The 26,850-nt window shown below is 67.6% G+C and carries 16 protein-coding genes; 10 read left to right on the top strand and 6 right to left on the bottom strand.

From position 1 onward, the window contains the following. Nucleotides 1-3: 3 nt before the first annotated feature. Nucleotides 4-3,108: a SusC/RagA family TonB-linked outer membrane protein gene (locus tag ACIRA7_RS01825; RefSeq protein ID WP_396219083.1), complete on the bottom strand. Its 3,105-nt coding sequence runs from the start codon at nt 3,106-3,108 to the stop codon at nt 4-6. Nucleotides 3,109-3,485: 377 nt separating this feature from the next. On the opposite strand from ACIRA7_RS01825, the gene ACIRA7_RS01820 reads away from it, so the two are divergent. From ACIRA7_RS01820 to ACIRA7_RS01800, 5 genes are all read left to right on the top strand, one after another. Then, nucleotides 3,486-4,310 (top strand): SDR family NAD(P)-dependent oxidoreductase, encoded by an 825-nt coding sequence (locus tag ACIRA7_RS01820; protein ID WP_396219082.1) that lies wholly within the window; start codon nt 3,486-3,488, stop codon nt 4,308-4,310. A gap of 177 nt (nt 4,311-4,487) precedes the next feature. Further along, the gene (locus tag ACIRA7_RS01815) at nt 4,488-7,580 is read left to right on the top strand and encodes a SusC/RagA family TonB-linked outer membrane protein (protein ID WP_396219081.1); all 3,093 of its coding nucleotides are present in this window, start codon (nt 4,488-4,490) and stop codon (nt 7,578-7,580) included. Nucleotides 7,581-7,582: 2 nt separating this feature from the next. Continuing rightward, on the top strand, nt 7,583-8,968 hold the full coding sequence (locus tag ACIRA7_RS01810; protein WP_396219080.1) for a RagB/SusD family nutrient uptake outer membrane protein: 1,386 nt from the start codon (nt 7,583-7,585) through the stop codon (nt 8,966-8,968). A gap of 184 nt (nt 8,969-9,152) precedes the next feature. Continuing rightward, the gene (locus ACIRA7_RS01805; RefSeq protein WP_396219079.1) at nt 9,153-10,322 is read left to right on the top strand and encodes a patatin-like phospholipase family protein; all 1,170 of its coding nucleotides are present in this window, start codon (nt 9,153-9,155) and stop codon (nt 10,320-10,322) included. Between the two features lie 145 nt (nt 10,323-10,467). Beyond that, nucleotides 10,468-11,637, top strand: a complete 1,170-nt coding sequence (locus ACIRA7_RS01800; protein ID WP_396219078.1) for a hypothetical protein — start codon at nt 10,468-10,470, stop codon at nt 11,635-11,637. Nucleotides 11,638-11,706: 69 nt separating this feature from the next. On the opposite strand, the gene ACIRA7_RS01795 is transcribed toward ACIRA7_RS01800, so the two are convergent. Further along, a complete protein-coding gene (locus ACIRA7_RS01795; RefSeq protein ID WP_396219077.1) occupies nt 11,707-13,269 on the bottom strand; it encodes an amidohydrolase family protein in 1,563 nt (520 codons plus the stop codon). Nucleotides 13,270-13,582: 313 nt separating this feature from the next. Between ACIRA7_RS01795 and ACIRA7_RS01790 the strand changes: the two genes are divergently transcribed. From ACIRA7_RS01790 to ACIRA7_RS01780, 3 genes are all read left to right on the top strand, one after another. Continuing rightward, a complete protein-coding gene (locus ACIRA7_RS01790; protein WP_396219076.1) occupies nt 13,583-14,830 on the top strand; it encodes a P1 family peptidase in 1,248 nt (415 codons plus the stop codon). After that, entirely contained in the window at nt 14,827-16,047 is a 1,221-nt protein-coding gene (locus ACIRA7_RS01785; protein WP_396219104.1) for an exo-beta-N-acetylmuramidase NamZ domain-containing protein, read from the top strand. Before ACIRA7_RS01790 ends, ACIRA7_RS01785 begins: the two co-directional genes overlap by 4 nt. Before the next feature lie 91 nt (nt 16,048-16,138). After that, nucleotides 16,139-19,219 carry a WD40/YVTN/BNR-like repeat-containing protein gene (locus ACIRA7_RS01780; RefSeq protein WP_396219075.1) on the top strand — a complete coding sequence of 1,027 codons (3,081 nt, stop codon included), beginning with the start codon at nt 16,139-16,141 and terminating at the stop codon, nt 19,217-19,219. A gap of 162 nt (nt 19,220-19,381) precedes the next feature. Here the strand turns inward: ACIRA7_RS01780 and ACIRA7_RS01775 are convergent, their stop codons facing one another. From ACIRA7_RS01775 to ACIRA7_RS01760, 4 genes are all read right to left on the bottom strand, one after another. Continuing rightward, the gene (locus tag ACIRA7_RS01775; RefSeq protein WP_396219074.1) at nt 19,382-20,161 is read right to left on the bottom strand and encodes a hypothetical protein; all 780 of its coding nucleotides are present in this window, start codon (nt 20,159-20,161) and stop codon (nt 19,382-19,384) included. Between the two features lie 143 nt (nt 20,162-20,304). Continuing rightward, the gene (locus ACIRA7_RS01770) at nt 20,305-21,225 is read right to left on the bottom strand and encodes a PfkB family carbohydrate kinase (protein WP_396219073.1); all 921 of its coding nucleotides are present in this window, start codon (nt 21,223-21,225) and stop codon (nt 20,305-20,307) included. A gap of 40 nt (nt 21,226-21,265) precedes the next feature. Further along, the gene (locus ACIRA7_RS01765; protein WP_396219072.1) at nt 21,266-22,582 is read right to left on the bottom strand and encodes a NupC/NupG family nucleoside CNT transporter; all 1,317 of its coding nucleotides are present in this window, start codon (nt 22,580-22,582) and stop codon (nt 21,266-21,268) included. Between the two features lie 16 nt (nt 22,583-22,598). Next, on the bottom strand, nt 22,599-23,753 hold the full coding sequence (locus ACIRA7_RS01760) for a COX15/CtaA family protein (RefSeq protein ID WP_396219071.1): 1,155 nt from the start codon (nt 23,751-23,753) through the stop codon (nt 22,599-22,601). A gap of 276 nt (nt 23,754-24,029) precedes the next feature. Between ACIRA7_RS01760 and ACIRA7_RS01755 the strand changes: the two genes are divergently transcribed. After that, nucleotides 24,030-25,118 carry a peptidyl-alpha-hydroxyglycine alpha-amidating lyase family protein gene (locus ACIRA7_RS01755; protein WP_396219070.1) on the top strand — a complete coding sequence of 363 codons (1,089 nt, stop codon included), beginning with the start codon at nt 24,030-24,032 and terminating at the stop codon, nt 25,116-25,118. Next, the gene (locus tag ACIRA7_RS01750; protein WP_396219069.1) at nt 25,118-26,842 is read left to right on the top strand and encodes a DUF885 domain-containing protein; all 1,725 of its coding nucleotides are present in this window, start codon (nt 25,118-25,120) and stop codon (nt 26,840-26,842) included. The genes ACIRA7_RS01755 and ACIRA7_RS01750 overlap by 1 nt, the downstream gene beginning before the upstream one ends. Nucleotides 26,843-26,850 lie beyond the last annotated feature (8 nt).

Raw genomic sequence — 26,850 nt, 5'->3', positions numbered from 1 at the left:
GCCTCAGAATCCGATGTTGATACGCGTGATGAGGTAGCTCGGCGGTCCCACCGTCTGGAACTCGCTGGGCGCGTCCGTGCCGCTCGTGGTATTGAAGCCCGACTCCGGATCGGTGCCGCGGTAGTTCGTCCACAGCTTGAGATTACGCGCCGTGACCACGAGCGACAGCGAGCGGCCGCGCACGAGGCGCTTGGCCAAGCTGCTCGAGACCGTCCACTGGGCCGAGATTTCACGCAAACGCACGAACGCGCCGCTTTGAAGGAAGCCGTCGAGCGTACGGGCCGGGTGTTCGTTCGCGGCGATATTCGTGGCCTGATCCACGAACTCGGCCTTCAGGTTGTTGCGTCCCGAGCAGTTCGGGCGCGTGCAGCGGATCCGCTCGGTGTTGTTGTACCACTTGCCGCCGCTCCGCCAGTCAACCATGCCCTGCAGACGCAGCTGCCGGTTGAACAGATCGAAGCCGTTCACCAGCGTCGTCATGTACCGGGGCGTAGAGTAGCCGCGGAAGATCACCGAATCGCCGACGAACACTTCGTTGCGGGCTGCATCGGGGAAGTACGTCAGGAGACCGTCGCCGTTCTTGTCTGCCCAGCCCGTGATGGGCTGCGACCAGAGGCCACCGATGGGGTACCCTGCCACGGTACGCGTGGGCAGTCCAAGCTGCGGCGGCGTGTCGCCGAGCGACACGACTTTGTTGTCGTTCGACGAGAAGGCGATGTTCGCGTCCCATCCAAAGCTGTTCTTCTGCACCAGCTGCGCGTTGAGCGCCACTTCGACACCGGCGTTCTTCACCGAGCCCAGGTTGCGCAGCTGCGAGGCGACGGAGCCATACGACGGCGGCAGCACCGCGCTGATGAGCGCGTCGGTGGTGAGCTTGCTGTAGTAGGTGAAGTCGAGGCTCACGCGCTGGTTGAACATCTGGGTTTCGAAGCCCATCTCGTGTTCGGCCGAACGCTCCGGGCGGAGATTGGCGTTACCGAGTGCGCCCTGGATGACCGTGGGCTGGTCGGTGGCGGCGACGCTGGTAATGCCCGCGGTGTAGAAGAAGAGCGCGTCGTTCGGGCCGGGCTGCACGCCGGACTGGCCGTATGCGTAGCGCAAACGGAAGGTGTTCACGAAGCCAGGCGCCTTCCACCAGTCCTCTTGCGAGATCAGGTACGACATCGACGCCTTGGGATACACGATGCTCTGGAAGTTCGTACCGAACGCCGAGTTCTGGTCGCTCCGCACGGCCGCCGTGAGGAACAGGCGGTCGCGCCACGCCAATGACTGTTCAATAAAGCTGCCGAACGTCTTGGTGAGCGTGGTGCCTTCGGCGACGGTGAGCACCGTGCCCGAGCTGACGTTCTGCGAACCCGGTGCCAGCTGCTCGGAACCCGTGGTCGAGCTCGTGGAGCGGAAACCGATGTACTGCGCGCCAACGGTCGTCTTGTGCTGGAAGCCGAACTTTTCGTAGTTGGCCGTGGCGCCGAGATCGACGGTGAGGTTGTTGATGAACACCCGGCCGATACCGCGCGAGCCAAAGCGCGTCGTCGCCGTCAGCGGCGGGCCTTCGCCGCGGAAGAGCAGGTTTTCGTCGTTGCGTCCCGTCCAGTCGTTACCCACGGTCGCCCGTGTGGAGAGCCACGATGTGGGACGATAGTTGGCCTGACCCGACCAGATGAAGCGGTTGACCGTCTGTTCGGTCTTTTCCGCCCACATATATCCCGGCGTCCATGCGCGGTAGCCGTTGAGCGGCGTGCCCAAGCCTGTCACGGTGCCGTTTTCGCGTGTGCCCGGGCCACCAAACAGGTGAGAACCAAGACCCGCCGTCGCGTTCGATTCGAGGGAATACCGCTGCGCGACGTTGATGAAGTTGGTGGACATGGCCACGTCGAGCTTCGGATTCAGCTGAGCATTCACGTTGGATCGCAGCGAGCGGCGATTCATCGTGTTGGGACGCTCCGTCCACGGACGGATGGGGATGCCCGTGGAATCCATACGCTGCCGTTCGAACGCCGGCAGTTCCAGCACGCCGATTTCGTTTTCGTCTTCGGCCGACAGGAAGTAGCGGACGGCTTCGGTACCACCCGAGACCTGCACGCCGGTCTGGCGACGGTTGCCCGTCCCCACGGGGGTCAGATTCTTTTCGTCGAAGAGATTGAGCGCACTCGTGGAGTCGGCGGTGCACTGCGCGAGGCCGATGCGCTGCAAGTTGCAGAAGGCGCGGGACGACACCGTTTCCCCCGGACGCTTCCCCCACAGCGAGTACGCATCGGGATAGAAGTTCCGATCGTAGATCGTGCCGCCTTCCCCGTAGACCGACCAGCGGGCCGCGCCCGCGCGTCCCTTCTTGGTCGTCACGAGAATGACACCGTTGGCCGCGTCGGTGCCGTACAGCGTGGCCGCCGACGGTCCCTTCACGATTTCGATGTTCTCGATTTCTTCCGGATTGAGGTCGCCTACGCGGCTTGGGGCGTTACCACCAGTACCACCGCCGCTACCGGTCGCGGTGGTGAAGCTCGCGTTGTTGCTCGTCATACGAATGCCGTCGATGATCCAGATCGGCTCGTTGTTCAAGCTCACGGAGTTCATACCGCGAATGCGAATGCGGGCGCCGGTTCCCGTTTGCGTACCGCTCGTGACCGTGACACCGGGTGCACGCGAGTTGAGCAGATCGTTGAGGTTACCGAGGGGCGCCGACTCCGCGACCTTGGCGACGTCGATGTTGGCCGTGGCGTTGCCGATTTCCACGCGACGCTGCTCGCCCGTGGCGGTGGTTACTACGGCGGCCAGATTGATGGCGGCGGTCGTCATCGCCACGCTCAATGTGGCGGACTGTCCCGCCGCGATGGTGACCGGCTTGGCCTGCTCCGTGTAGCCAACGCGCAAAATGCGAACGGTGTACTGCCCGGGACTGACCGCCCGAAACGTGACACGCCCTTCCGGGGTGGTCTGTCCGGCAACCGTCGTACCCACCAGAAACACGCGAGCGGCTTCAACCGGGCGCTGGTTGGCGGCGTCGGTCACCGTCACGGTCAGGGTAGCGGGCTGCTGCGCTCGAGCTGACGGGCCGGCGAGCGCAAGCAGCCCCGCGAGCGCCAGCAGGGGGCGCCACGAGTTAAGCATGAGCGAGTCTCCTCAGGGGTGGGGAAGGAATGAAGCGTGGGGCGGGATGGGAGGCGGGTGATGCGCACCACACAAGCGGATTATGTACGCACGTTGTAACGACGGCTACTGTCGAGGCGTTCCAACCGTCCCACCGGGCCGCGGACTGTCCCACTCGGCCGACCTTTAGAACGCGCCCAACGCCGCAACCGCGACCACGATGGGCCCGGCCGGCCAGGTTGCGCCGTCCCCGGCCGCACCGCGCAGATTCAGGGACGGCCGCTCAACGCGTATCCCACCCACCGAGCGCCACTCCAGCACCGCGCGTATGCTTTCCTCGCTCGCCACCGAGGCCAGCGTTGGGCGGCGCCACTACCGATTCAGAGCGGAGAAAAACGATGAATGCTTTTGGTGCAAGAACGGCTTTCGTGACGGGCGGTGGCTCGGGGATTGGCCGGGCGTTGTCGAAGGCGCTGTCGGCCCGCGGTATCACAGTGGCGGTGACCGACGTTGATCATGATGCGGCCGCACGCGTGGCGCAGGAGTGTGGTCCGCGCGCCGTCGCGGCGGCACTGGACGTACGGGACCCGACCGCTGTGCGCGAGGCCATCGAGCGCTTCGCGGCCGAGCATGGACGGCTGGACTATGTGTTCAACAATGCGGGCATCGGCACGGCCGGTGAAGTCGACGACATCCCGTTGGATGCGTGGCGTCGCATCGTTGACATCAACGTGTATGGCGTGTTGCACGGCGTCCTTGCGGCCTATCCGCTGATGCTCACGCAGGGATTTGGACACATCGTGAATACGGCATCGCTGGCGGGGTTGGGACCCGCCCCCTTGTTCGCGCCGTATGCCCTGACCAAACACGCCGTGGTCGGGTTGAGTACCAGCTTGCGCATCGAGGCCGCGGCGCGTGGCGTGCGGGTGAGCGTGTTTTGTCCAGCGGCCGTGGAGACACCCATTCTGGACAGCATGAATCCGGCAGAGTTCGGCATCAATTCCGCCCCCGATGCGCGCCGGTTCCTCACCGCGCTGGCCGGTCCGCCGTACTCCGTCGAGAACGCCGTGGCCGAACTGTTGGTCGCGCTGGACGCGAATCACGGCGTCATCGTACTCCCGGCGCGAGCGCGCTTGGCGTGGCGGTTGGGGCGATGGTTCCCGACGTTGGTGGAGAAGCTCGGCCGGTCGGCCCTCGCGGCCGAACGAAAAGCGCTGAAGTAGCCGGCACGTGTACGGCAACCGGCGCACGCGTGCCGTGGTTGCTCTCGCTGGCATCCCCCGAAGTGGAAAACAGTTAGGCGCGCTCGCCGAATTGGCCGTGAGACCATATACTGGCCGCGTATCTGATCGATCCCGCGTGCTGTACCTGTTCCGTCATTCGGCTTCCGGAGGAAAGACATGATCGCTCGTCGATGGTTGTGGTCTGTGGTGGCAGGGAGGGCGCCCGCACTGCTGCGCGTGACGTCGCTGATCGCACTCGCCGGTGTCCTGACGGCCCTCCCTGCCGCGGACACCCTGCAGGCGCAGGGGGCAACGGGCACCGTGCGCGGGGTGGTCACCGATTCCTCCACGGGCCGTCCGGTGGCCGGGGTGCAGATGACCGTCGCCGGCGCGTCCGCGCGCGCGGCCACCTCGGAGTCGGGCGTCTACCAGCTCACCGGCGTCCCCGCCGGGCGGGTCACCGTGCGCGCCCAGCGCCTCGGCTACGGCGCCGCCCAGCGCACCGTGGACGTGACGGCGGGAGGCACCGCCACGATGGACATCCGGCTGCGCCCCGTGGCCGCCGTCCTCAGCACCGTCGTGGCCACCGGCTACGGCAGCAGCCGCCGCGCCACCGTGAGCAACGCCATCGCCAGCGTGGACAGCAGCGCCTTCGACGCCATTCCCGTGGTGAGTGTGGACAATGCGCTGCAGGGGCGCGTGCCCGGCGTGCAGGTCATGCAGAACAGCGGTGAGCCCGGCGGCGGTGTGTCGGTGCGCATTCGTGGCCCCGCGTCGCTCAACGCCGGCAGCCAGCCGCTCTACGTGATCGACGGCGTCCCCATGCTGCAGGGCACGTTCGAGCAGATCACCGGCACCAGCGGCCAGCGTATGACCCCCATCTCGGGCATCAATCCCGACGATATCGCCTCCATTGACGTGCTCAAGGACGCCGCTGCCGCCGCCATCTACGGGTCGCGCGGCTCCAACGGTGTGATCGTCATTACCACCAAGCGTGGCGCGGGCGGCAATCGCTTCCGCTTCAACCTGAGCGCCTACACGGCGTCGCAAGAGGTGGAGCGCACCGTCGACCTGCTCAACGCCAGCGACTACGTGGCGGTGATGAACGAGGCGCGCACGAACCAAGGGCTGGCCCCCCGCTTCGCTCCCGGCACCGACAGCATCAACACCGACTGGCAGTCCGCCGTTTTCCGCCAGGCGCCCATGAGCGAAGTCAACATGAGCGTGAGCGGCGGCACCGACCGCCTCCGCATGTTCCTCAGCGGTAGCGACACGCGGCAAACGGGCATCGTCATCGGGTCCGACTACCAGCGGCAGGCAGTGCGCCTCAACACCGACGCGCAGGCCACCAGCAAGCTCACCGTCACCTCGAACATCGGCCTCACCCGCGAGTCCAACGATCGCGTGCCCGGCGACCAGAACATCGACGGCATTGTGACCAACGCACTGGCCATGCAGCCCTTCTCGCCGGTGCGCGGCGGCTCCTTCGGGTTCGCCGGCATCGCCAATGGCCTGATCTACTCCAACCCGGTGGCCACGGCTACTTACAGCGCGCTCAACGTGACCACGCTGCGCGCGCTCGGGAACATGGAGGCGCGCTACACGATCTCGCCCAAGCTCAACCTGTCCGCGCGCCTCGGCACCGACATCTACTCGCTCGACGAACTCCGCTGGCGCTCCCCCAAGGTCGACCGCGCCGTCAGCGCCAGCGTGGGCGGCGAAGGCGCCAATGGACGCACCCGCGCCTATCGCTTCCTGGCCGAAACGTTCGGCAACTGGGATGTGATCGACTCCGACAATCAGACGCTGCGCATCACCGCCGGCGCCAGTCAGGAGCGCAACTCCACCAACTTCAACTACGTGGCCGGCACGGGATTCCCCACCGGCTTCGAACGCTTCGTGCGCAACGCGGCGCAGGTCTCGGTGTTCGATGGTGGCGAGACCGAGAACGCGTTGGTGTCGTACTTCACCCGCGCCAACTGGGCGTGGCGCGAGCGCTATGTGGTCACGGCCAGCCTGCGGCGCGATGGCTCGTCGCGCTTTGGTGACAACAGCCGCTACGGTAACTTCGCGGCGCTCTCCGGTGCGTGGACGGTGAGCGACGAACGCTGGGCCAGCGCGCTTTCCCGTCTCATGACGCTGAAGCTGCGCGCCAGCCGCGGCGGCACCGGGAACCAGCAGATCGCCGACTTCGGCAGCCGCACACTGGCTGCCGCCAACCCGTACGCCGGCATCGCCGGGCTCGCCCCTTCGCAGCTGGGTAACCCCAACCTTCGCTGGGAGCGCACCACCGAGACCGATCTCGGCGCCGACATGGGCTTTTTCAGCGGCCGCGTCAACCTCGTGGTGGACTGGTACAACCGCGCCACGGCCGACCTGCTGGTCAACCGCCCGGTGGCCGCCACCAGCGGCTACACCACCGTCGCCGACAACGTCGGCTCCCTGCGCAACCGCGGTCTCGACCTCCAGCTGCAGACGGTGAACATTCGTCGGCCCGGCACCAACGGCTTCGAGTGGACCACGGATCTGAACGTCACCTGGAACCGCAACCTCATCACCGCGCTCTCCGACGGGCAGCCGGTGAACTCCACCACCTCGGGCCGGCTCACGAGCGTGGCCATGGTGGGTAAGCCCATCGGCACGTTCTTCGTCTACGACTTTCTCCGTGTGGACCCGGCGACGGGCAACGCCATCTATCGCCGCGGTGATGGCGGAGAAACAACGACCCCGGTCACGGCTGACCTCTCCACCGACCTGGGGAGCGCCCAGCCCGACTACTTCGGCGGCCTCTCCAATGCGATGCGGTGGAAGGGATTCGACGTGCGCACCTTCCTGCAGTTCACGCAGGGGAACGAGCTCCTCAACATGAACCGTCTCTTTGCCGATGACGGTGGCAACTCTTCGGACAACAAGTTCGCCAACGTACGCAACCGTTGGCAGAAGCCGGGTGACATCACCGACCAGCCGCGCATGGGCAGCACCGGTGGTGCACGCTTCATGTCCGATCGGTTCATCGAGGACGGATCCTTCGTGCGCCTGCAGGAAGTCACCCTCGGGTGGCGTCTTCCGGCGTCGCTGGCCAAGCAGATGCGCGCCGATAACGCCCGTCTCTACGTGAGCGGTCGCAACCTCGTTACGTGGACCAACTACACGGGCTACAACCCCGACGTCAACTCCGCCGGCACCAACGCGAATCTGTCGCTGGGCGTCGACTTCTACGCGTACCCCCTGGCCCGCACCTGGACCGTGGGCATCAACGCCGGATGGTGATCATGACTGCCCTCAAGACTCGCACCCGCTTGCTCGCACGCACCGTCGCGGTGGCGGCGTTGGCCACGACGGTGGCCTGCGACGGCATTCTGCAGACGGAGCCCGTCACGTCGCTCCCGCAGGACCAGATGATTCAGGACGCCGCCACGGCCACCGCCTCCCTCAACGGCGCCTACGACGCGCTGCAGAGCGGCAGCTACTATGGCCTCTCGGCGCAACTGGTGGGCGACCTCGCCGCCGACAACGCCGTCTGGTCGGGCACCTTCCAGTACCTCGGGGAGATGCAGACCAATCGCATGCAGGCCGACAACGCGGAGGTGACGGCCCTCTGGACGGCGATCTACTCCAGTGTGAACCGCGCAAACCTGCTGATCGCCGTCGCGCCCACGGTGACCGCCATTCCCGAGGCGACCCGCGCCGACGTCATGGGACAGGCGTACTTCATCCGCGCACTCGGCTTCCACAACCTGGTCAAGTACTGGGGCGCGGTGCCGATTCCCACCAAGGTCACGACCGGTCCCGACGAGTCGAAGGCCTACGTGCGGACGCCGGTGAACGACGTGTACACGCAGGTGCTCAAAGACCTCGACAGCGCGCAGACGCTCACCCGCAACACCACCAATACCCGCTACGCCACGCCCACGGCGGCGCGCGCGTTGCGGGCGCGCGTGCTCTTCTACCGCGCGGGGCTCGCGGGGAACGCGAACAGCCAGGCCGATTACCAGGCGGCGCTGGATGCGGCCAATCAGGTGCTGGCGGGGCGTGACACGCTCGTGGTGCCCTACGCCGATCTCTTCTCGGCGCTGGGGAGCAACACCACCGAGGATATCTTCCGCGTCGCCTTCAATGCGACCGAGACCAATGGTCTCAGCAACTACTACCTCTCGGTGGGTCGCGCCGAGGTGGCGCCCAGCGCCGGACTCGACGCGGCGTACACCGCCGGCGATATCCGCAAGACGGTGAGCGTACGCCCCAGCGGCGTGGCGTCACGTCCGCTCAACGGCACCAAGTGGTCGGCGCGTCCGGGCACGGAGCACGTGCACGTGATTCGCCTGGCCGAGGTGGCGCTGATCAAGGCCGAGGCGCTGGCCCGCCTCAATCGCCTCCCCGAGGCGGTGGCCCAGTACAACAAGGTGCGCGTGCGTGCCGGGCTGGCGCCGCACACGTTGGGGAATCAGGTCACCACGCAGGCGACCGTGATCAACCAGATCGAACTGGAGCGTCGCCTCGAACTCGCGCTCGAGGGCGATCGCTGGGCGGACCTCATCCGGCTTGGCAGAGCCGTGCAGGTGAAGGGCATTCAGGACCGGCCGGGGCAGGTGCTCTTCCCCATTCCCATCCGCGACGTGCGCGTTTCACCGCAGCTGACGCAGAACCCGGGGTACTGACCGGGTCGCGGTGCGCTGACGGAATCAGACGGGGGGTGGGAAGCGGTCGGTGCCGGTTCCCGCCCCCTGTGTGCATGGGCCCGCACATGCCCGGGTACGGCCGCCCCGGTCCCTGCAGAATGGTGCCCACGGTGCCCAGCTTGAATGGGGCGCTATGTTTCCGCCGTCTTCCACCCCACCTCGCATGCCTGCTTCGGCACCCGTCACGTCTGATCTCGGCATGGTCCTCGGCGGAGGGGGCGCGCGCGGCGCCTACCAGGTGGGGGTGCTCCACGCCATCGCCGCCCGCTACCCGAGCCTGCAGGTCCCCATTCTGGTCGGGGTGTCGGCCGGCGCGGTGAACGCCACGCATCTGGCCGCCCACCGCGGGACCTTCGCCGACGCCATGCAGGCGCTGGTGCAGCACTGGCTGTCGCTGACCCCCGACCAGGTGTTCCGCGTGGACGCTTCGTCGCTCGCCGCCAATGTGATGCGCAGCGGCTTCCGGCTGGTCGCCGGCGGGCAGGGGCACCCCGAGCAGTTCCAGGGCATGGTGGACACCGCCCCGCTGCGCGACTTTCTCGAGCGGGTGCTGGAACGCAACCCCGACGGGACGCTGCCCGGCATTACCCACAACCTCGACCGCGGGCACCTGCGCGCACTCGCCCTGTGCGGCACCAGTTACACGACGTCGCAGAGCGTGACGTGGGTGCAGGGACGCGACATCGCCCTCTGGGAACGCCCACAGCGGCGCAGCGAGCGGACGCAGATCCTGGTCGATCATGTGCTCGCGTCCACGGCCCTGCCGCTGCTCTTCCCGGCCACGCGCGTGGGCAACGAGTGGTTCGGCGACGGCGGCATCCGCCTCACGTCCCCGCTGTCGCCGGCGCTGCACCTCGGCGCCTCGCGCATCATCACCATTGCCACCCGCTACGATCGCAGCGGCACCGAGGCCGCCCAGCCGCAGGTCGCCGGCTATCCGCCGCCAGCGCAGGTGCTGGGCGTGCTGTACAACGCGGTGTTTCTCGATCTCATCGACCAGGACGTCCTGCGGCTGCAGCGCACCAACCGGCTCGTCGAGCGACTGCCTCCCGAGCATCGTCACGGGCTGCGGGTGGTGGACATGCTGGTGCTGCGCCCGTCGCGCGACCTCGGCCGCCTTGCGGGCGATTACGAACCGCGCCTGCCGCGGGTCTTCCGCTTCCTTACCCGCGGACTGGGTACCCGGAAGACCGCCAGCCCCGACATCCTGTCGCTCGTCATGTTCCAGCAGGATTACCTGCGACGGTTGATCGAGCTGGGCGAAGAGGATGTCCACCGCCAGTGGGAACGCATCGAGGCCTTCCTCGAGCGCGGGCCGCGCCCCGGCGACTGAGCCCGCCGGCCGGCCACGGCTGATCGCGGCGCTACGGTGTCGGCGTGAGCTGCACGAGCACGCTTCGTTGCATTGCGCGCGGCGCGTTCCGGCGTGAGTGTTGGGAGCTCCTGCCTTCCCCGCGAGCCCCCCCCACCCGCCACCGGTGCTGCCCACGATCCGTCGCGCTACCACTTTGGGCCTGCTGGCCGGCCTCCTCGTGCCGGCATGTGTCACGCGCGCGCAGGGCGCCAACGCCGCGGTGGCGCGTGGCTCACCAACGGCGGAGCGCCTGCCGATCTACGTGGTCGACCCCACCTGGCCGCCGACGCTGCCGAACGACTGGACGTGGGGCGACATCCGCGGGCTGTTCGTGGATGACCGCGACCATCTGTGGATCATTCACATGCCGTCGAGCCTCACCGAGCAGGAGATCGGCGCCGCGCAGAAGCCGCCGATTGCTGATTGCTGTGTTCCGGCGCCACCGGTGATCGAGCTGGATGCCAACGGCAAGCTCGTCCAGGCGTGGGGGGGCCCCGGGACCGGCTACACCTGGTTCAGCCAGGAGCATGGCATCTACATCGACCACCAGGGCTTCGTGTGGATGGGCACCAGCAACGGCATGCACGTCATGAAGTTCACGCAGGGCGGCCAGCACGTGATGACCATCGGTGAACCGGGCGTGAACAAGGGCAGCAACGATTCCACCCACCTCGGCGGCCCGGCCAACTTCTACGTGGAGCCGAAGACCAATGAGCTGTTCATTGCCGACGGCTACCTCAACAAGCGTGTCATCGTGTTCGATGCCACCACCGGCGCCTACAAGCGGCACTGGGGCGCTTACGGCAAGCGGCCCAATGATACCGAGCGCTACAGGTATCCGGTGAACCCGGCGGCACCGCCGCAGCAGTACTCCACCGTGCATGGCCTGGTGGGGACCAAGGACGGATTGCTCTACGTGTCCGACCGGCGCGGTAATCGCATTCAGGTGTTCCGGCAGAATGGCGAATACCTGATGGAGAAGTTCGTGCGCCCGGAGACGGGCGGTTCCGGTAGCGGGTTCAGTCTGCAGGTCTCGCGGGATGCCGAACAAAGCCTGCTGTACCTGATCGACGGCACGAATCAGCGGGTATGGATTCTGCGCCGGAAGGACCTGGCGATACTCGATCGCTTCGGGCGCCCGGGCCGTCAGTCGGGCGAGTTCATTCGCGCGCACATGATCGCCATCGATTCCAAGAACCGCCTGTACACCGGCGAAGCGGGGAACGGCCGGCGTATTCAGCGGTGGATTCTGCAGGGGACGCGGCCGGCGGCGTCGGTGGTGCCGCCGTCTTGAGCACGCCGTGCCCGCGCCCCCGCGCTGGCGCATCGCAACGCCGCGCGACGCCGCGCGACGCCGGTGTCGCTACTGCCGCGACAAGACGCGTCCCGGCCGCGCATCGGTGACCGCGGTGCCCGTCCATACCAGCGCCCCGTTCACCCAGACGCGGTGAATGCCGGTGGATAGCGCACGCGGCTGCTCGAAGGTGGCGCGATCGATCACGGTGGCCGGATCGAAGAGCACGAGGTCGGCCTTCATGCCCGTCTTCAGCGTGCCGCGATCGCGGAGCCCCAACCGCGCCGCCGGCATGCCGGACATTTTGTGAATGGCCTCGGGGAGCGTCATCCACTGTTGCTCGCGCACGAGCTGACCCAACACCCGCGGAAAGGTGCCGGCCCCGCGCGGGTGATTGTTGGCAATGCCCCCGTCGCTGGCCACCATGACCCACGGCTGCCGGTAGAACAGGCGCAGGTCGGCTTCGGTCATGGCATGGCCAATCATCCCGGATTCTTCGTCGCCCTGAAAGCGGATGTACGCTTCGATGTCGCTCACGCCGAGCAGTCGCGCCGCTTCGTCGAGCCGCTTCCCCACGAACTCGCGATGCGCGCCCCAGCGGGTGATCTGCACATTCCTGGCGCCGCCGATGTCATCGAGCCCGCGTCGCACGCTGGCCGAGTCGGTGTAGCGCTTGTTGGGAATGAGCACGCGTGGCGTCGACTGCCAGGCGAGGTACGGATACGCATCGGCGGTGACATCGACGCCACGTGCGCGCGCCGCCTCCACCATGGCGACGGCCTCGTTGGCTTTTCCCCACACGCCAACCGTGCCCAGTTTGATGTGTGTGATTTGCACGGGCACCTTGCCCTGCTCACCAATGGTGATGGCTTCGCGGATGGCGTCCATGGCCAGATCGGCTTCATCGCGAATATGCGAGGTGTAGATGCCGCCCTTGGCGCCGGCAGCGCGCGCCATGGTGATCACTTCGTCGGTGGCGGAGTAGCTCCCCACTTCGTACTCGAGGCCGGAGCTGAGACCGAAGGCGCCTTCGTTCATGGCTTGCGTGACCAGCGCGGCCATGCGCGCCACTTCGGCCGGCGTGGCCTGACGCTTGTAGTCGTAGCCGATGATCTCGCGGCGGATGGTGGCGTGTCCGGCAAAGGTGACCACGTTCACCGTGGGCGGCTTGGCGCGCAGCCGCTGCAGGTACTCGCCCACCGGCCAGGGGGAGCTCCCGTCGGGCCCGACTGCCATGGTGGTGATGCCCTGCGAGACCTGCGAGACGGCGGCGGGTTCGACTTCGATACCCGACGACGAGTGGTTGTGCGTGTCGATGAACCCCGGGGCGAGCACCATGCCGGTGCCATCGATGACCGGTTCACCCGGGCGCGGCGTGATGGCGCCAATGGCCGCAATGGTGTCTCCCTGCACGCGCACGCTGGCGGCGCGCAGTGGGGCGCCGGTGCCGTCGGCGATGCGCGCGCCGGTAATGACGAACGAGGCGGGTTGTCTCGGGGGCTGCGCGACGATGCTCGCGGGGGCGAGCGTCAGCAGCAGGGCGGCGACACGGGTCGCGGCCAAGATCGCGCCGCAGTTGGCGCCGATGGTCGCGCTGCGGGAGCCCAACGGGGAGCGGACGGGAGGTGTCATGAGAATGGGGGAGCGCGTTGCCTCGACCGTACGCGTGATCGCCCCATCGCGCCGGAATAGGAACTTCAATCGGGGTGGATTCGACGGTCCGTCGAGCTTACGACGCGATCGCCGATCTCGCCAGCGCCGCAGGCTGTTGCCGGACCATCGGTGCGATGGCGCGCGGGCTCGCTGCGCGCGCGGTGTCTGCCGGGCTCGCAACACGCCCACATTTGACGAAGAGGCGGAAGCCGACGTACCCTTTCGGCGACATCTGCCCTTCGCGCCGTGGGTTTGGTCGACGCCGCGCTCATCACGCTTCGCCGGAGTTCGCATGCGGTCCGTGTCTTTCACCCTCGCGCTGCTGGCGGTCATCGCGTCCACGTTCGATGCCGCCGCGCTGAGTGCGCAGCGGAAGCCGCGCGAGAACGACCTCAAGCTGCCCATCGGCGGCACGCCCGGCGCGCTCGATGCCATCACGGACGTGGCGGGCGTAGAAGTCGGACACAGCACCATCATCTCCGGCAGTGGCGCGCTCGTGGTGGGACAGGGGCCGGTACGCACCGGCGTGACCATCGTGCACCCGCGCGGCAAGGCCAATCACGACCCGGTGTTCGCGTCGTGGTTTGCGCTGAACGGCAATGGCGAGATGACGGGCACCACCTGGGTGCAGGAGAGCGGCTTCCTCGAAGGGCCCATCGGCATCACCAACACGCACAGCGTGGGCGTGGTGCGCGACGCGATCATCAAGTGGGAAGTCTCGCAAAAGAATGTACTGCAACCGTGGTGGTTGCCGGTGGTGGCGGAGACGTTCGACGGCGGCCTCAACGACATCAACGGCTTCCACGTGAAGGAGTCGCACGCGCTCGCCGCCCTCAACTCGGCCGCGGGCGGCCTCCCCGCCGAAGGCGTGGTGGGCGGCGGCACCGGGATGCGCTGCCTCGGCTTCAAGGGCGGCATCGGTACCGCGTCGCGCAAACTGCCGGCGGCCCAGGGTGGCTACACCGTGGGGGTGCTCGTGCAGTGCAACTTCGGTTCGCGTCGCGATTTGCGGATTGCCGGCGTGCCGGTGGGCGAGGAGATCCCCGATCTGCAACCGTGCATTGCCAACACCGCGCCGCTCGCGGCCAACGCGACGGTGCGGCGGTGCGATGTGCCGAGTGAGAGCACGCGTGATCGCGATGGCGACGCGGCGGACGCGCCCGAGCAAGGGTCGATCATTGTCGTGGTCGCCACCGATGCGCCGTTGCTGCCGCATCAACTCAAGCGCGTGGCGACCCGCGTGTCGTTGGGGATCGGGCGGCAGGGTGGCTTTGGCGGCAATGGCTCCGGCGACATTTTCGTGGCCTTCTCCACCGCCAACACTAACAGCTGGTCGTCCGACAGTGTGTCCTCGGTGCGGATGGTGAACAACGATCGCCTCTCGCCGCTGTTTCAGGCGACCGCACAGGCCACGGAGGCGGCCATCACCAATGCGCTGCTGGCGGCGGAGACCACCACCGGGGCCAATGACTTGCGCATCTACGCCATGCCGCTGGATCGCATGCTGGCAGCGATGCGCAAGTACGGACGGATGCCCTGAGTCTGCGCTTCGGCGTCGATCGGCTCTGCGCGGACCCGACGCGACTGCATGCGCTGTGGCGTACACGGCCGGACGCGCTGCCGACCGCGAGGCGGCGCGTTGGTCTCGTCACCAACGATGCCGCGCGTCTCGCCACCGACCCGGCGCGCCGATCACGCGAGGCCCTGCGGGCAGCGGGCGTGCCGCTGGTGCGGTTGTTCGGCCCGGAGCACGGATTGCAGCTGTTGGCGGCCGATGGCGCACCGGTGGACGACGATGTCGATGCGCTGACCGGCTTGCCCGTGATCTCGCTGTACGGCGAGCGTATGCGACCAACCACCGACTCGCTCCGCGATCTGGATGGGGTGCTGTTCGATATCCCCGATGTGGGCGCTCGCTTCTACACCTACACGTGGACGCTGTATCACGTCATGGCGGCGTGCGCCGAGGCGGGCGTGCCGCTGATGGTGTTGGATCGCCCCAATCCGCTGGGTGGCGTGCTGTCGCAGGCGGAAGGGCCGGTGCTGCGTGCGGATTGCCGCTCGTTCGTGGGAGAGGATGCCATCCCGGTGCGCCACGCGCTGACGCTGGGGGAGCTCGCGCGCCTCTGGCAACGCGAGCGGTTTCCCGACGCGATGTTGCAGGTGATGGCGTGTGATGGTTGGACGCGCGCCATGCAGTGGCCGGACACCGGATGTGCGTGGGTACCCACCTCGCCATCCATGCCGTCGTACGCGAGCGCGGCGTGCTATCCCGGGACGTGCCTGTTCGAGGCCACCAATGTGAGCGTGGGACGTGGCACGGCGACGCCCTTTCAGGTGGTGGGTGCTCCGTGGCTGCATGCGCCGGCCGTGGCGCACGACGTCGCACGCCGGACGCACGGGGCCGTCACGTGTACGCCGGTCACGTTCACGCCGACGCTGGCGCCGTATGACGCTGAACCGTGTGATGGCGTCCGCGTGGCGCCAGCCGACGCGCTGGGCATCGGGCCGGTCGCGCTTGGGCTACTGCTGCTGGCGTCGGTGATGACGGTGCATCGCGAGGCGTTCGCGTGGGTGCCCTATCCCACGGCGGCGAATCCGACCGGGCACGCGCATCTGGCGCGGCTGGTCGGTCGCGCCGATCTCCAGCGGTGGTTCGATCGCGATGCGGAGCGCATCGACCTCGCGCAGGTGCGCGAGTGGACGCGCCTCGACGACTGGGCAGCGCGGGTACTGCCCGCGTTGCTGTACCGATAGCCCGGAGTGCGACCCGCGCGCGGTAGCGCCCGCACTCCCCGAATGACCGGGGGTGGCGCACATTAGTTCCATCCTCTTTTGGAGCCTCATCGTGCGTCCTTCCGCTTTCCGCGCAGCGCTTATGCTGCTGCTCGCCGCGCCCCTCGTCGGGCTGGGTGCCCAATCCAACATCCGTCGGCGCGACACCACGGCGCTGGTCAACCGCAGCGCGAACCCGGTGCTCGCGCCGTTCCGGTTCCGCTCCGTGGGTCCGGCCAGCATGGGCGGCCGCATTGATGACATCGCGGTGTTCGAGAAGGACCCGCGCATCATCTACGTCGGCTACGCCATGGGCGGCGTGTTCAAGTCCGTGAACGCGGGCACGACGTTCACACCTATCTTCGAGCGCTACAGCAGCGCGAGCATCGGCGACATTGCGGTGGATCAACGCGATCCGAACATCGTGTACGTGGGAACGGGCGAGCCGAACAATCGGCAGACGTCGTCATTCGGCGACGGGATGTACAAGAGCACCGACGGCGGCAAGACGTTCACCAACATCGGCCTCAAGGAAACGCAGACCATCGCGCGCATCGTGCTCGATCCGCGCAACAGCAACACGGTCTATGTCGCGTCGCCGGGACATTTGTTCGGGCCGAATGCCGAGCGTGGGGTGTTCAAGAGCACGGATGGTGGCACGACGTGGAACAAGATCAAGTTCATCGACGAGAACACGGGTTTCACCGATCTCGTGATGGACCCACAGAACCCGAGTGTGTTGTACGCGGCCAGCTATCAGCGTCGACGCACTGGCTGTTGCTTCAACGGCGGCGGCCCCGGCAGCGCGCTGTGGAAGACGGAGAACGGCGGCAAGAGCTGGACCAAGCTCACGGGCGGCGGACTGCCTCCGGGTACGCTGGGCCGCATCGGCATTGACGTGGCGCGCAGCAATCCCAACGTGGTGTACGCGCAGATCGAGACCGACGGTGCCGATTCCGCGGCGGTCATCACTGGCGGCGCCGGTGCGGGCGGCGGTGGTGGACGCGGCGGGTACGACTGGTGCAGCAACGCCGAGTCGACGAAGGGATTCAGCGCGAACACGCCCGACAGCCTCAAGAAGGTGCCCGCACTCAGCCGCTATCGCCCGGGGCTCTATCGCTCGGAGAACAAGGGCAGGACGTGGACGCTCGTCAGCCACTGCAACGGGCGCCCGATGTATTTCAGCCAGGTCCGCGTCGATCCCACGAATGACCAGACGGTGTATCTCGCCAACGTGCGTGCCGCCAAGTCGGTGGATGGCGGCAAGACGTTCGCGCCCATCGATTCGGGGCTGGGCGCCGGCAACGAGATGGTGGACCAGCACGCGTTCTGGATCAATCCCGCCAACAGCGATCACATCCTGCGTGGCGCCGACGCCGGATTCGGCGTGTCCTGGGATCAGGGCGTGACGTGGGAGTACGTACACACCGTGGCCGTCGCCCTCGCGTATTGGGTCAGCGCCGACATGGCGCGGCCGTACAACATCTACTTTGGCTTGCAGGACAACGACAGCTGGGGCGGCGCGAGTGCGATGCGCAGCCGCAACGGGATCCGCGATCACAACTGGTTCCGCTTCGGCGGTGGTGACGGATTCCAGACCGCCGTCGATCCCACCAACAAGTTCGTCGTATTCAGTGAGTCGCAGGACGGCAACACGCAGCGCACCGACTTGAGCACGGGCGTGGTGAAGAGCATCCGCCCCGTGGGGCCGCCCGCGCGTGTCGGTGCCACCACACCGGCGCCGGGCACGTGTGTGGACGGTCGCATCGTTGCCGCGCCCGCGCCGGGGGCCGCGGGCGCGCGTGGACCCGGCGGAGGCGTTGGCGGACGTGGCGCTGGCGCGGCCAACGTGATCAATGCGCAGCCGGGCGACACGTATCGCTTTAACTGGAACACGCCGTACATGCTGTCGCCGCACGACCCGAGCGTGGTGTGGCTGGGTGGCAATCGCCTGTTCCGCTCCACCAATCAGGGTGACCTCTGGGTGGCCAGCGCCGACCTGACCAAGCAGGTGGATCGCTGTACGATCACGGTGATGGGTGCCGCGGGCACCGCGCCGCAGCTGGGCAAGAACGACGGCATGGCCAACTACAGCACGATCATCAGCGTCAGCGAATCGCCGGCACTGGCGGGTGTGGTGTGGGCGGGCACGGATGACGGCAACCTGCAGCTGAGCCGCGATCACGGCGTAACGTTCACCGAAGTGGGTAAGAACATCACCGGCCTGCCGAGTGGCGCGCTGGATGGCGCGAATCCCTACTGGATTTCACGCATTGAGGCGTCGCACTACGATGCCGCTACCGCCTATGTCGCCATCGACGGCCATCGGAGCGATGATCTCACGCCGTACGTGTTTGTCACGCGCGACTACGGCCGCAGCTGGTCGAGTGTCAGCGGCACGCTGCCTCGGCGCGGCAACGTACAGGTGATCCGCGAGGATCCCAAGAACGCGCAACTGTTGTACGCCGGCACCGAGTTCGGGTTGTACATGTCGCTGAACGGTGGCACCACGTGGGAGTCGTTCATGACCGGGTATCCCACCGTGCGCACGGATGACATTCTCGTGCATCCGCGCGACGGCGATCTCATCGTCGCCTCGCACGGCCGCAGCATCTGGATTGCCGACGACATCACGCCGTTGCAGCAGTGGACGCCCTCGGTGGCGGCGGCCGACGCGACGCTGTTCGATGTGCGCGCTGCGGTCGCGTATGCGAACGATGTGCGCCTCGACATCTACACCGGCGGTGAGAAGCAGTTCGAGGGCGAGAATCCGGCGCGCGGCACCGCGATCCACTTCCACCTCAAGACCGCTGGGGACGCCAAGATTTCCATCGCCGATCCCACCGGTCGCGCGCTGTGCGAGACGACCGTGAAGGCAGTGGCCGGAATGAACCGCGTGCAGTGGACGCTGGTGGCCCCGATGCTGGCCGCCGCGCCGACGGCACCGGGTGCACCGGTTGCCGCGGCGCAGCCTGGTGCTGCGGCGCTGGACAAAAGTTGTGCACCGAGTGCAGTTGGTGGCGGTGGTGGCGGACGGGGCGGCGCGGGGAATGGCGCGACACCGGGGAGCTACATCGTGAAGCTCAGCGTGGGGGGCAAGGAATACACCAAGTCGGTGCAGGTGCTCGAAGATCGTTGGATGAACGAGCGGTAACGCGCGCGATGTTCAGCACTATCCGCTCGCCCTCATGGGCGCGTTCCGGAATGCGCGCGGCATTCTGGTATTCTCTCTCGCCATGGTGTGAGTACTGCGCGTCATGCGACACGGGTGCGACCGCCACTCGCGTAACGCCGCCGGCGTGCGAGGGCTCGGGCGTCAGGGGTTGATCGCCACCAGGCGCCCCGTGGCGCCGATCCAGATGTCGCCCGCGCCGAGCATCGCCCCTTGGTCGCGGACGAACAGGTGTCGCGGGACCGAGGCCAGCACCGCGGCGCGCAGGCGTGGCGTGACGATGGCCTCGTAGCGGGCGAGGAACTGTGCGCGGGTGCGCAGGCGTATGCGGCGTCCGCCCACCACCACGGTGAGCGGATACGCCACGAGATCGGCCATGGTCCGACGGTCGCCGTCGCGCAGCGCCACCCAGCAGCGCAGCGCCGTGTGGTTGATGATCGCGTCATCCGTCACTCCAAGGGCGGCATAGCGATGCGTGAGCGAGCCCGCAGTGCCGTCCTGCAAAGCAAACAGCACCGCCACGCGTGTGGGCGTGCCGAGCGACTCCCACGTGCCGGCAATCACGTCGCAGGTGAGTGGGCTCTCCCCCAGGCGGCCACTGGGATCGCGCGTGGGAAACGTGCCCGTCAGGCGCACGGTGCGTCGCCCAGTGGCGTCACGTCCCTCGAGGACCAGCATGCGTCCCGCCGTGAGCCGGCCGGTGAGGATCACGTCGGTCGCCGAGCCCGCGAGCGCATAGACCCCGCTCACTCGCTCGCCGTCGATCACCAGCGTCATCCGGGCGCGCCCGGCCGTCCCCAGGGTCCCCTCGTAGTTCCAGAGCCATCCCGGTTCGCGACGCAGGCACTCGGCACCGGCGCGGGCCACCGGTAGCCCCATCCCGATGAGCGCCACCACCCACAGGGGCCACCTACGGGTACGCACAGCACGAGGGCCAACGGGGCGCATGCGACGGGGGCCAGGGTGGAGGGACGGACCGCGCGGGTCGACGGAGAATGTCCACGTGGTCCATGTCGACGTGGACAATGTCCAATCGGTGGGTGTGCGCAGCAAGCTGTCGCGACGGCTCAGCCGGCGAGCCGGCGCTCCACCGCGGCGCGATCGGCGGCCAGCAGGGCGGCCGGGCCGACACCCTCAACGGCGAAGGCGGCGATCGCCGCGGCCATGCGCAGCAGCTCGTGGTCGGAGAGGGCCGGCCGCTGCGCCAGCGCCGCCATGAACCCGCCCGCGAAGGCGTCGCCCGCCCCCGTGGTATCCACCACCTCACGAACGGGCGCCGCCGCCGTCTCCACCGGTGCGCCGTCCCGGCGCTGCATCCACGCGCCCCGCGCCCCGCGCTTTACCACGACCACCCCCGGCCCGAGCGCCAGCACTCGCGCCACCGCCGCCGTGGCGTCGGTCTCGCCGGTGGCCTGCGCCAGCTCGTCCTCGTCCACGAACAGCACGTCCACCTGCGCCAGCAGCGCGCGCAGCGCATCGCCTCGCGCTTGCCACCAGTGCGCCATGCTGTCGAGTCCCACCACGGCCGCGGTGGGGCACGCCGCACGCACGTGCCGTTGCACCCGCGGATCGGTGCTCCCCAGCAGCAGCGCGTAGTCTCCCGTGGGCATCGAGGGCACCGTGGGCAGCCGACCGTCCGCGACCCCGGCGACCCGCGCCAGCGTCTCGCGCGTGTCGCCATCGGGCGCGTAGCGGGCATGCCAGCGAAAGGTGCGGCCGCGCACCACTTCGACCGCCGTGCGATCGCTACCGCGTGCCCACAGCGGCGCCAGCGCATCGAACGGGAAGTCGTCGCCCACGATGCCCACCACCCGCGTAGGGAGCAGCAGGCTCCCCGCCGCCGCCGCATACAGCGCCGACCCCCCCGGCACCTCGGCGTGCACCACCCCCGCCCGCTCCGTGGTATCCAGCGTGAGCGTCCCGCTCACCACCAGCGCGCGCGCTGGCTCATGGCCGCCACCATAGGCTGATAACCAAGACGGTTTCACGACAATATCACGACAAACTCAAGACATATTAAAGACAAATTCACGACAGCAGCACACCCGCCACGGCCGCGGTCATCAGCGAGGCGATCAGTCCACCCAGCAAGGCTCGCATTCCCAGCTCCGCCAGCATGGGGCGCTTGCCGGGGGCAAGTTCGCTCATGCCGGCGATCTGCATTGCGATCGATCCGAAGTTGGCAAACCCCGCCAATGCATAGCTGGCCAGCACCATCGACCGGTGACTGATCGCGCCCGGAGTCTGCAGCTGGTCGGCCAGCTGACGAAACGCCACGAACTCGTTGAGGATCGTCTTCACCCCGATCAGCTCCCCCACCAACTGGGCATCCGACCACGGCACGCCGATCAGCCACGCCACCGGCGCCATCAGCAACCCGAGTATGCGCTGTAACGACAGCTCGGCCACACCCGCCGTCCGCCCCAGCAGCCCGACGCCCGCGTTCACCATTTCCAGCAGCGCCAGAAAGGCGATCAGCATGGCGCCAACCCGGAGGGCCATGAAGAGCCCCTCGTTGGCGCCTCGGCCGGCCGCATCGATCAGGTTCACATCGGCGCTGCGCTTCGACTCCACCGGCAGCCCCCGCGACGTCTCGGCCGCCTCGGTTTCCGGATACAACAGCTTCGCCACCGCCAGCGCCGCCGGCGCCGACATGAAGGACGCCGACACCAGATGGCCGCCGATGTCCGGGAAGAACGGCGACAGCAGCCCCACGTACGCCACCAGCAGCCCGCCACTGATTGACGCGAGCCCGGCCACCATCAGCGCGAACAGCTCCGACCGCGTCATGCGCTCGAGATAGGGGCGCACCAGCAACGGCGTTTCCATCAAGCCCACGAAAATGCCGCCGGCGGTGGCCAGCGACTCCGCCCCGGAGGTACCCATCGTCCGCTGCATCACCCACGCGATGCTGTGCACCACCCGCTGCATGATCCGCAGGTGATACAGCACGGCCATGAGTGACGAGAAAAAGATGATCGTGGGCAGCACGTGGAAGGCGAAGTACGCGCCCGTCCGCGCCACCTGCGTGCCGACGTTCGACAGCGGTCCGTTGGTGCCCGCCACGCCGGTCCCCACGGGGATGTTGTTGAACACCAGGTCGCCGAACAGGAAGCGGGCGCCTACGTCGGAAAAGCGCATGATGCCGAGCAGGGCGTCGTTCACGGCGCTGAAGAACGACGCACCGGCCGGCGTGAGGAGCACCAGCACCCCGCACAGCATTTGCAGCCCCACGCCCCACGCCACCACCCGCCACGTGACGGCGCGGCGATTTCGGCTCAGCGCCCAGCAGAGCGCGATCAGCAGCAGGAGTCCCAGGAGGGAGCGAAGGCGGAGCAGGGGCATGGGCAACGCTCCGTCGCTAGACGGCCGTTGCCGTCTCGACCGGCGCCGCCGCGCGTGCGGGGCGTGCGGCCACCACCTCGCGCGGAACTTCCACGGTCGCCCCAGACGCCATGGCCCGCTGAGTCGCCACCAGCGCGGCGGTGAGCGCCAGCACGCCGGTGAATTGGTGCAGCACCCCGAGCGGCACGGGCACGGCCAGCAGCAGGGTGGTGATCCCGAGCACCAGCTGCGTGGTGATCACCGCACCAAAGGCGAACACCGCCCGACGAACCTCTCGGGGCAGCGCGGCGCCGCGCGCGCGCCACGCGAGGGTGAGGACGAACGCCGTGACCGTGAGCGCCAACACCCGGTGGTGAAACTGCGCCGCCGCCGGGTTCTCGAAGGCGTTGCTCCACCATGGCGTGAGCGTGCCGTAGCCGGGTGGCACCACCTGTCCGCCCATGAGCGGGAACTCGTTGAAGATGCGGCCGCCGCGCAGGCCAGCCACAAAGCCGCCCGACAGCACCGTGATCCCCAGCAACACCGCGGCACTCAGCAACGCGCGCTGCCAGGCGCGCGGCGTGGCCACGGGTTCACTCCGCTCCGCCGCCGTGCGCGCGCGCAGCTCGCTGTACGTCCACACGCTCACGGCCAGAATGCCAAGGGCCAGCCCCAGATGGGCCGTGAGCCGGTAGGCGCTCACGCTGATGCGCTCCACGAGGCCGCTTTTGACCATGTACCAGCCCAACGCACCTTGGCCGAGCGTGAGCAGGGGCAGGGCGGTGAGCCGCAGGCGCAGTTGGCGCGGAATGCGCCCCTGGACCATGAACAGGAGCCATGGGATGGCGAACACCAATCCCACGGTGCGTGCCACGTTCCGGTGAAACCACTCCCACCAGTAGATCCACTTGAACTGCGCCAGCGTTATGCCGGCGTGCGTGGAGCTGGCCTGAGGGATCTGCTGGAACTTGGTGAGCTCCGCCGCCCACGCCGCGTCACCCGACGGCGGCAAGGCGCCGGACACCGGCTTCCACTCGGTGATGGAGAGCCCGCTCTCGGTGAGCCGGGTGATGCCGCCCACCGCCACCGCGAAGAACACGGCCACGATGGAGAGCAGCATCCAGCGACGGAGTGCGAGGCGGTCACGCTCCGGGAGCGCGCCGGGAAGACCAAGGTCGTTCTGGGCAGACATACGAGAAGCCTCACCGGCGCGATCGAGCTGGTCAAGGGATACCGCTCATGCCATCGCGACTCCGAACAGCAAACGGCGTGGCAGCCCCGTGCGACGACATCGGCTGAACGCACGGAGAGCCGACTGGCGTTCCCGCAACGCTCGAGTGACCCGGGAGTGCTGGTGCCCGAGCGAGTTCGCTCGTACTGTAGGCATGCTCCCACCGCTGAGTCGACATCCTCACCTCGCGATTCCGATGGCCGTTCGTCGGAGTTGCGTCTATCGGAGACACGCACTGTGGCCACGCTTCATCGACTGGCTGTCGCTTCGCTTCTCCTGACTGCGAGCGTCACCCCGCTCGCCGCGCAGCCAACGACGGAGATCAAGTACGACGCCAATGCGTCGCCACTGATCCTGCCGCCATCGATGCACTTCGGCGAAGTCACCGGCATCGATATCGATCGGCGGCGTCATGTGTACGTGTTCACCCGCACCGGCGCACGCAGCAGTGTGCACGACGGCGTGGCCTCGCAACTGTTCGAGTTCGGCCCCGATGGACGCTTCATCCGCGAGATCGGCAAGGACCTGTACGGCTTCTCGTTCGCCCACACCGTCCGTGTCGACCCGCAGGGCAACATCTGGACGAGCGACGAAGGCACGAACATGATCGTGAAGTTCAGCAACACCGGCCGAGTCCTCATGGCACTCGGCCGACGCGACGAAGCGGTGGAAGAACGCGCGCCGCATGTGCCCGGCGCACCGGAGCCGGCACCGCGCTGGGGTGGCTTCAATCGCCCCACCGATGTCGCGTGGGACAACGACGGCAACATTTTCGTGGCCGACGGCTACAACAACTCGCGCGTGGTCAAGATCGACAAGGACGGACGCTGGCTCAAGACGTGGGGTGAGCGCGGCAAGGAGCCCGGCCAGTTCAACATCCTGCACACGATCGCCAACGACGCACAGGGCAACATCTACGTCGGCGATCGCACGAATCGCCGCATCCAGGTGTTCGACCCCAACGGCGCCTTGTTGCGCGTCATGACCATCGATGTGCCCTACACGAAGGACGTGAACGTGATGCTCGGCGCGCAGCCGCGTCCGGGCGTCAACGCGCTCGGCGTGTCCGGTGCGCCATGGGCCATCTGCATTACCAAGGGGCCCACGCAGTACCTCTACAGCGCCGATGCCGTTCCCGGCCGCATCTACAAACTCACCCTCGACGGTAAGGTGCTCGGCGTACTGGGCGACGCCGGCAAGCGGGTGGGTGAGTTCGGGTGGATTCACCAGATCGCCTGTCCGTCGGAGAACGAACTCTGGATTGGCGAGATCCTCAACTGGCGCGTGCAGAAGCTCACGCTGCATCCGACGAAGGAGCAACGGTAGTGCTTCACGTCCTGGCGCTCGCCGGCACGCTGTTCGCTGCCGACTCCAGCGCGGCACAGCGCGCGGTCGCCCGCATGGGCGCCGAGCTGCGACGCGAGCAGCTCGATCGTGACGTCAGTGAACGCAACATTGCGGGCATGCCACTCGAGCAGTTACCGGACCTGTCGTTCGAGGCCAGTACCCGCGCCAGCACCAAGGCTCGGCAACGGCTGCGCGCGCTCGCCACCGTCCGCGAACGCGATCTCAACGCCGAGGAACGTCTCACCCTGCGCATCCTTCGCTGGCAGCTGGGCATGGACGCGGAGGCTGCACCGCATGCGTGGGTGCGCTTCACCGACGTGACCCCCTACGCGTCCCCCCTGCCACACGTCGTCCGCGCGTTTGCCGCGCTTCCGCTGCGCACCGATGCGGACGTCGCGCGTTACGAGCGTCTCATTGGCACACTCCCCACGTGGGTGGACGGGATCAGGGCGCGCCTGACCGCCCGCGCATCGCGGGGCATCCGTATCCCGAAGCCCGAGATACCGGCGGTAACTGCACTCGTGCGCGCGTATATCAAGCCACGCGCCGAGAGTCCGTTCGTCATCGCGGACACGCGCCTGCAGTCGCTCGACGATGCGCAGCGCGCCCGCGTGCGCATCGCCGCTGCCACCATCGAGCCCGGCATCAACACAGCGCTGGAGCGCCTGGCCGCGTCGCTTGAGGGCGCATACCTCGGCGCAGCACCGGAACGCGTGGGGATGGGCCAGTACCCGGGTGGTCCTGCGGCATACCGCTGGCTCGTGAAGTTGCACACCACTACGGATCGCACGCCGCAGGAGATCCACGCGACGGGACTTCGCGAAGTCGCGCGCATCGAACGCGAGATGGCGGCCATTCGCCAGCAGCTGGGCGTCACCATTCCTGCCGCTGAATACCTCGAGCAGTTGCGGCACGACCCGCGCTTTCTCGCACGCACGCCGGACGAGGTGGGTGAACGACTCAACCGCTTTGCGGACCGCATCCGTCCCGTCGTCTCGCAGTGGTTCTCGCTCGTGCCGCGTGCGCCGGCCAACGCGACACGACTCGACCCACGCCTCGAACCCTCGATGACCTTCGGCTACTATGCGCCGCCATCACCGGCGGACAGCATGGGTCACTACTTTTTCAATGGCTCCAAGCTCGAGGAGCGTCCGCAGATCAGTGCCGCGGCGCTCATCTACCACGAGCTGGTGCCGGGCCATCACTTTCAGATCAGCCTCCAGCTGGAGAACGCGGCGCTTCCCCCGTTTCGTCAGGCCATCATACCGACGGCCTTTCTCGAGGGCTGGGGCGACTATGCCTCGGGTCTCGCCGGCGAGATGGGGATGTACGAAGATCTGTACGACCGCTACGGGCGGTTGCAGATGGAACTGTTCATCTCGTGCCGACTGGTGGTGGACACGGGCATGAACTACTACGGCTGGCCACGTGACTCGGCGTTCCGCTACATGGCGGCGCGCGTCATCGAGAGCCCCACGCAGCTTGGCACGGAAATGCTCCGGTACTCAGTCGATCTTCCGGCACAGGCACTGGCGTATCGCATCGGGGCACTCGAGATCATCCGGCTGCGCGAACAGGCGCGCCGTGCCTTGGGCCCGCGCTTCGACATCAAGGATTTCCACGCGGTGGTGCTTGGTTCCGGCGCCCTTCCGCTGGCGGTGCTGGGGAGCAAGGTCGAGTCCTGGATTGCATCCAGGCCGTAGCGTCATCG

Origin of the sequence: Gemmatimonas sp. (assembly GCF_044376735.1) — a bacterium.
GTDB lineage: Bacteria > Gemmatimonadota > Gemmatimonadetes > Gemmatimonadales > Gemmatimonadaceae > Gemmatimonas.
The sequence above is the reverse complement of the archived record's forward strand: the minus strand, read 5'-3'. Positions and strand labels throughout refer to the sequence as shown.

Excerpts from the sequence above, each read along its gene's own strand:
- ACIRA7_RS01825 (WP_396219083.1), bottom strand. The coding sequence starts at position 3,108 with ATGCTTAACTCGTGGCGCCCCCTGCTGGCGCTCGCGGGGCTGCTTGCG.
- ACIRA7_RS01790 (WP_396219076.1), top strand. The coding sequence starts at position 13,583 with ATGCGGTCCGTGTCTTTCACCCTCGCGCTGCTGGCGGTCATCGCGTCC.
- ACIRA7_RS01760 (WP_396219071.1), bottom strand. The coding sequence starts at position 23,753 with ATGTCTGCCCAGAACGACCTTGGTCTTCCCGGCGCGCTCCCGGAGCGT.
- ACIRA7_RS01810 (WP_396219080.1), top strand. The coding sequence starts at position 7,583 with ATGACTGCCCTCAAGACTCGCACCCGCTTGCTCGCACGCACCGTCGCG.
- ACIRA7_RS01765 (WP_396219072.1), bottom strand. The coding sequence starts at position 22,582 with ATGCCCCTGCTCCGCCTTCGCTCCCTCCTGGGACTCCTGCTGCTGATC.
- ACIRA7_RS01815 (WP_396219081.1), top strand. The coding sequence starts at position 4,488 with ATGATCGCTCGTCGATGGTTGTGGTCTGTGGTGGCAGGGAGGGCGCCC.
- ACIRA7_RS01820 (WP_396219082.1), top strand. The coding sequence starts at position 3,486 with ATGAATGCTTTTGGTGCAAGAACGGCTTTCGTGACGGGCGGTGGCTCG.
- ACIRA7_RS01805 (WP_396219079.1), top strand. The coding sequence starts at position 9,153 with ATGCCTGCTTCGGCACCCGTCACGTCTGATCTCGGCATGGTCCTCGGC.
- ACIRA7_RS01795 (WP_396219077.1), bottom strand. The coding sequence starts at position 13,269 with ATGACACCTCCCGTCCGCTCCCCGTTGGGCTCCCGCAGCGCGACCATC.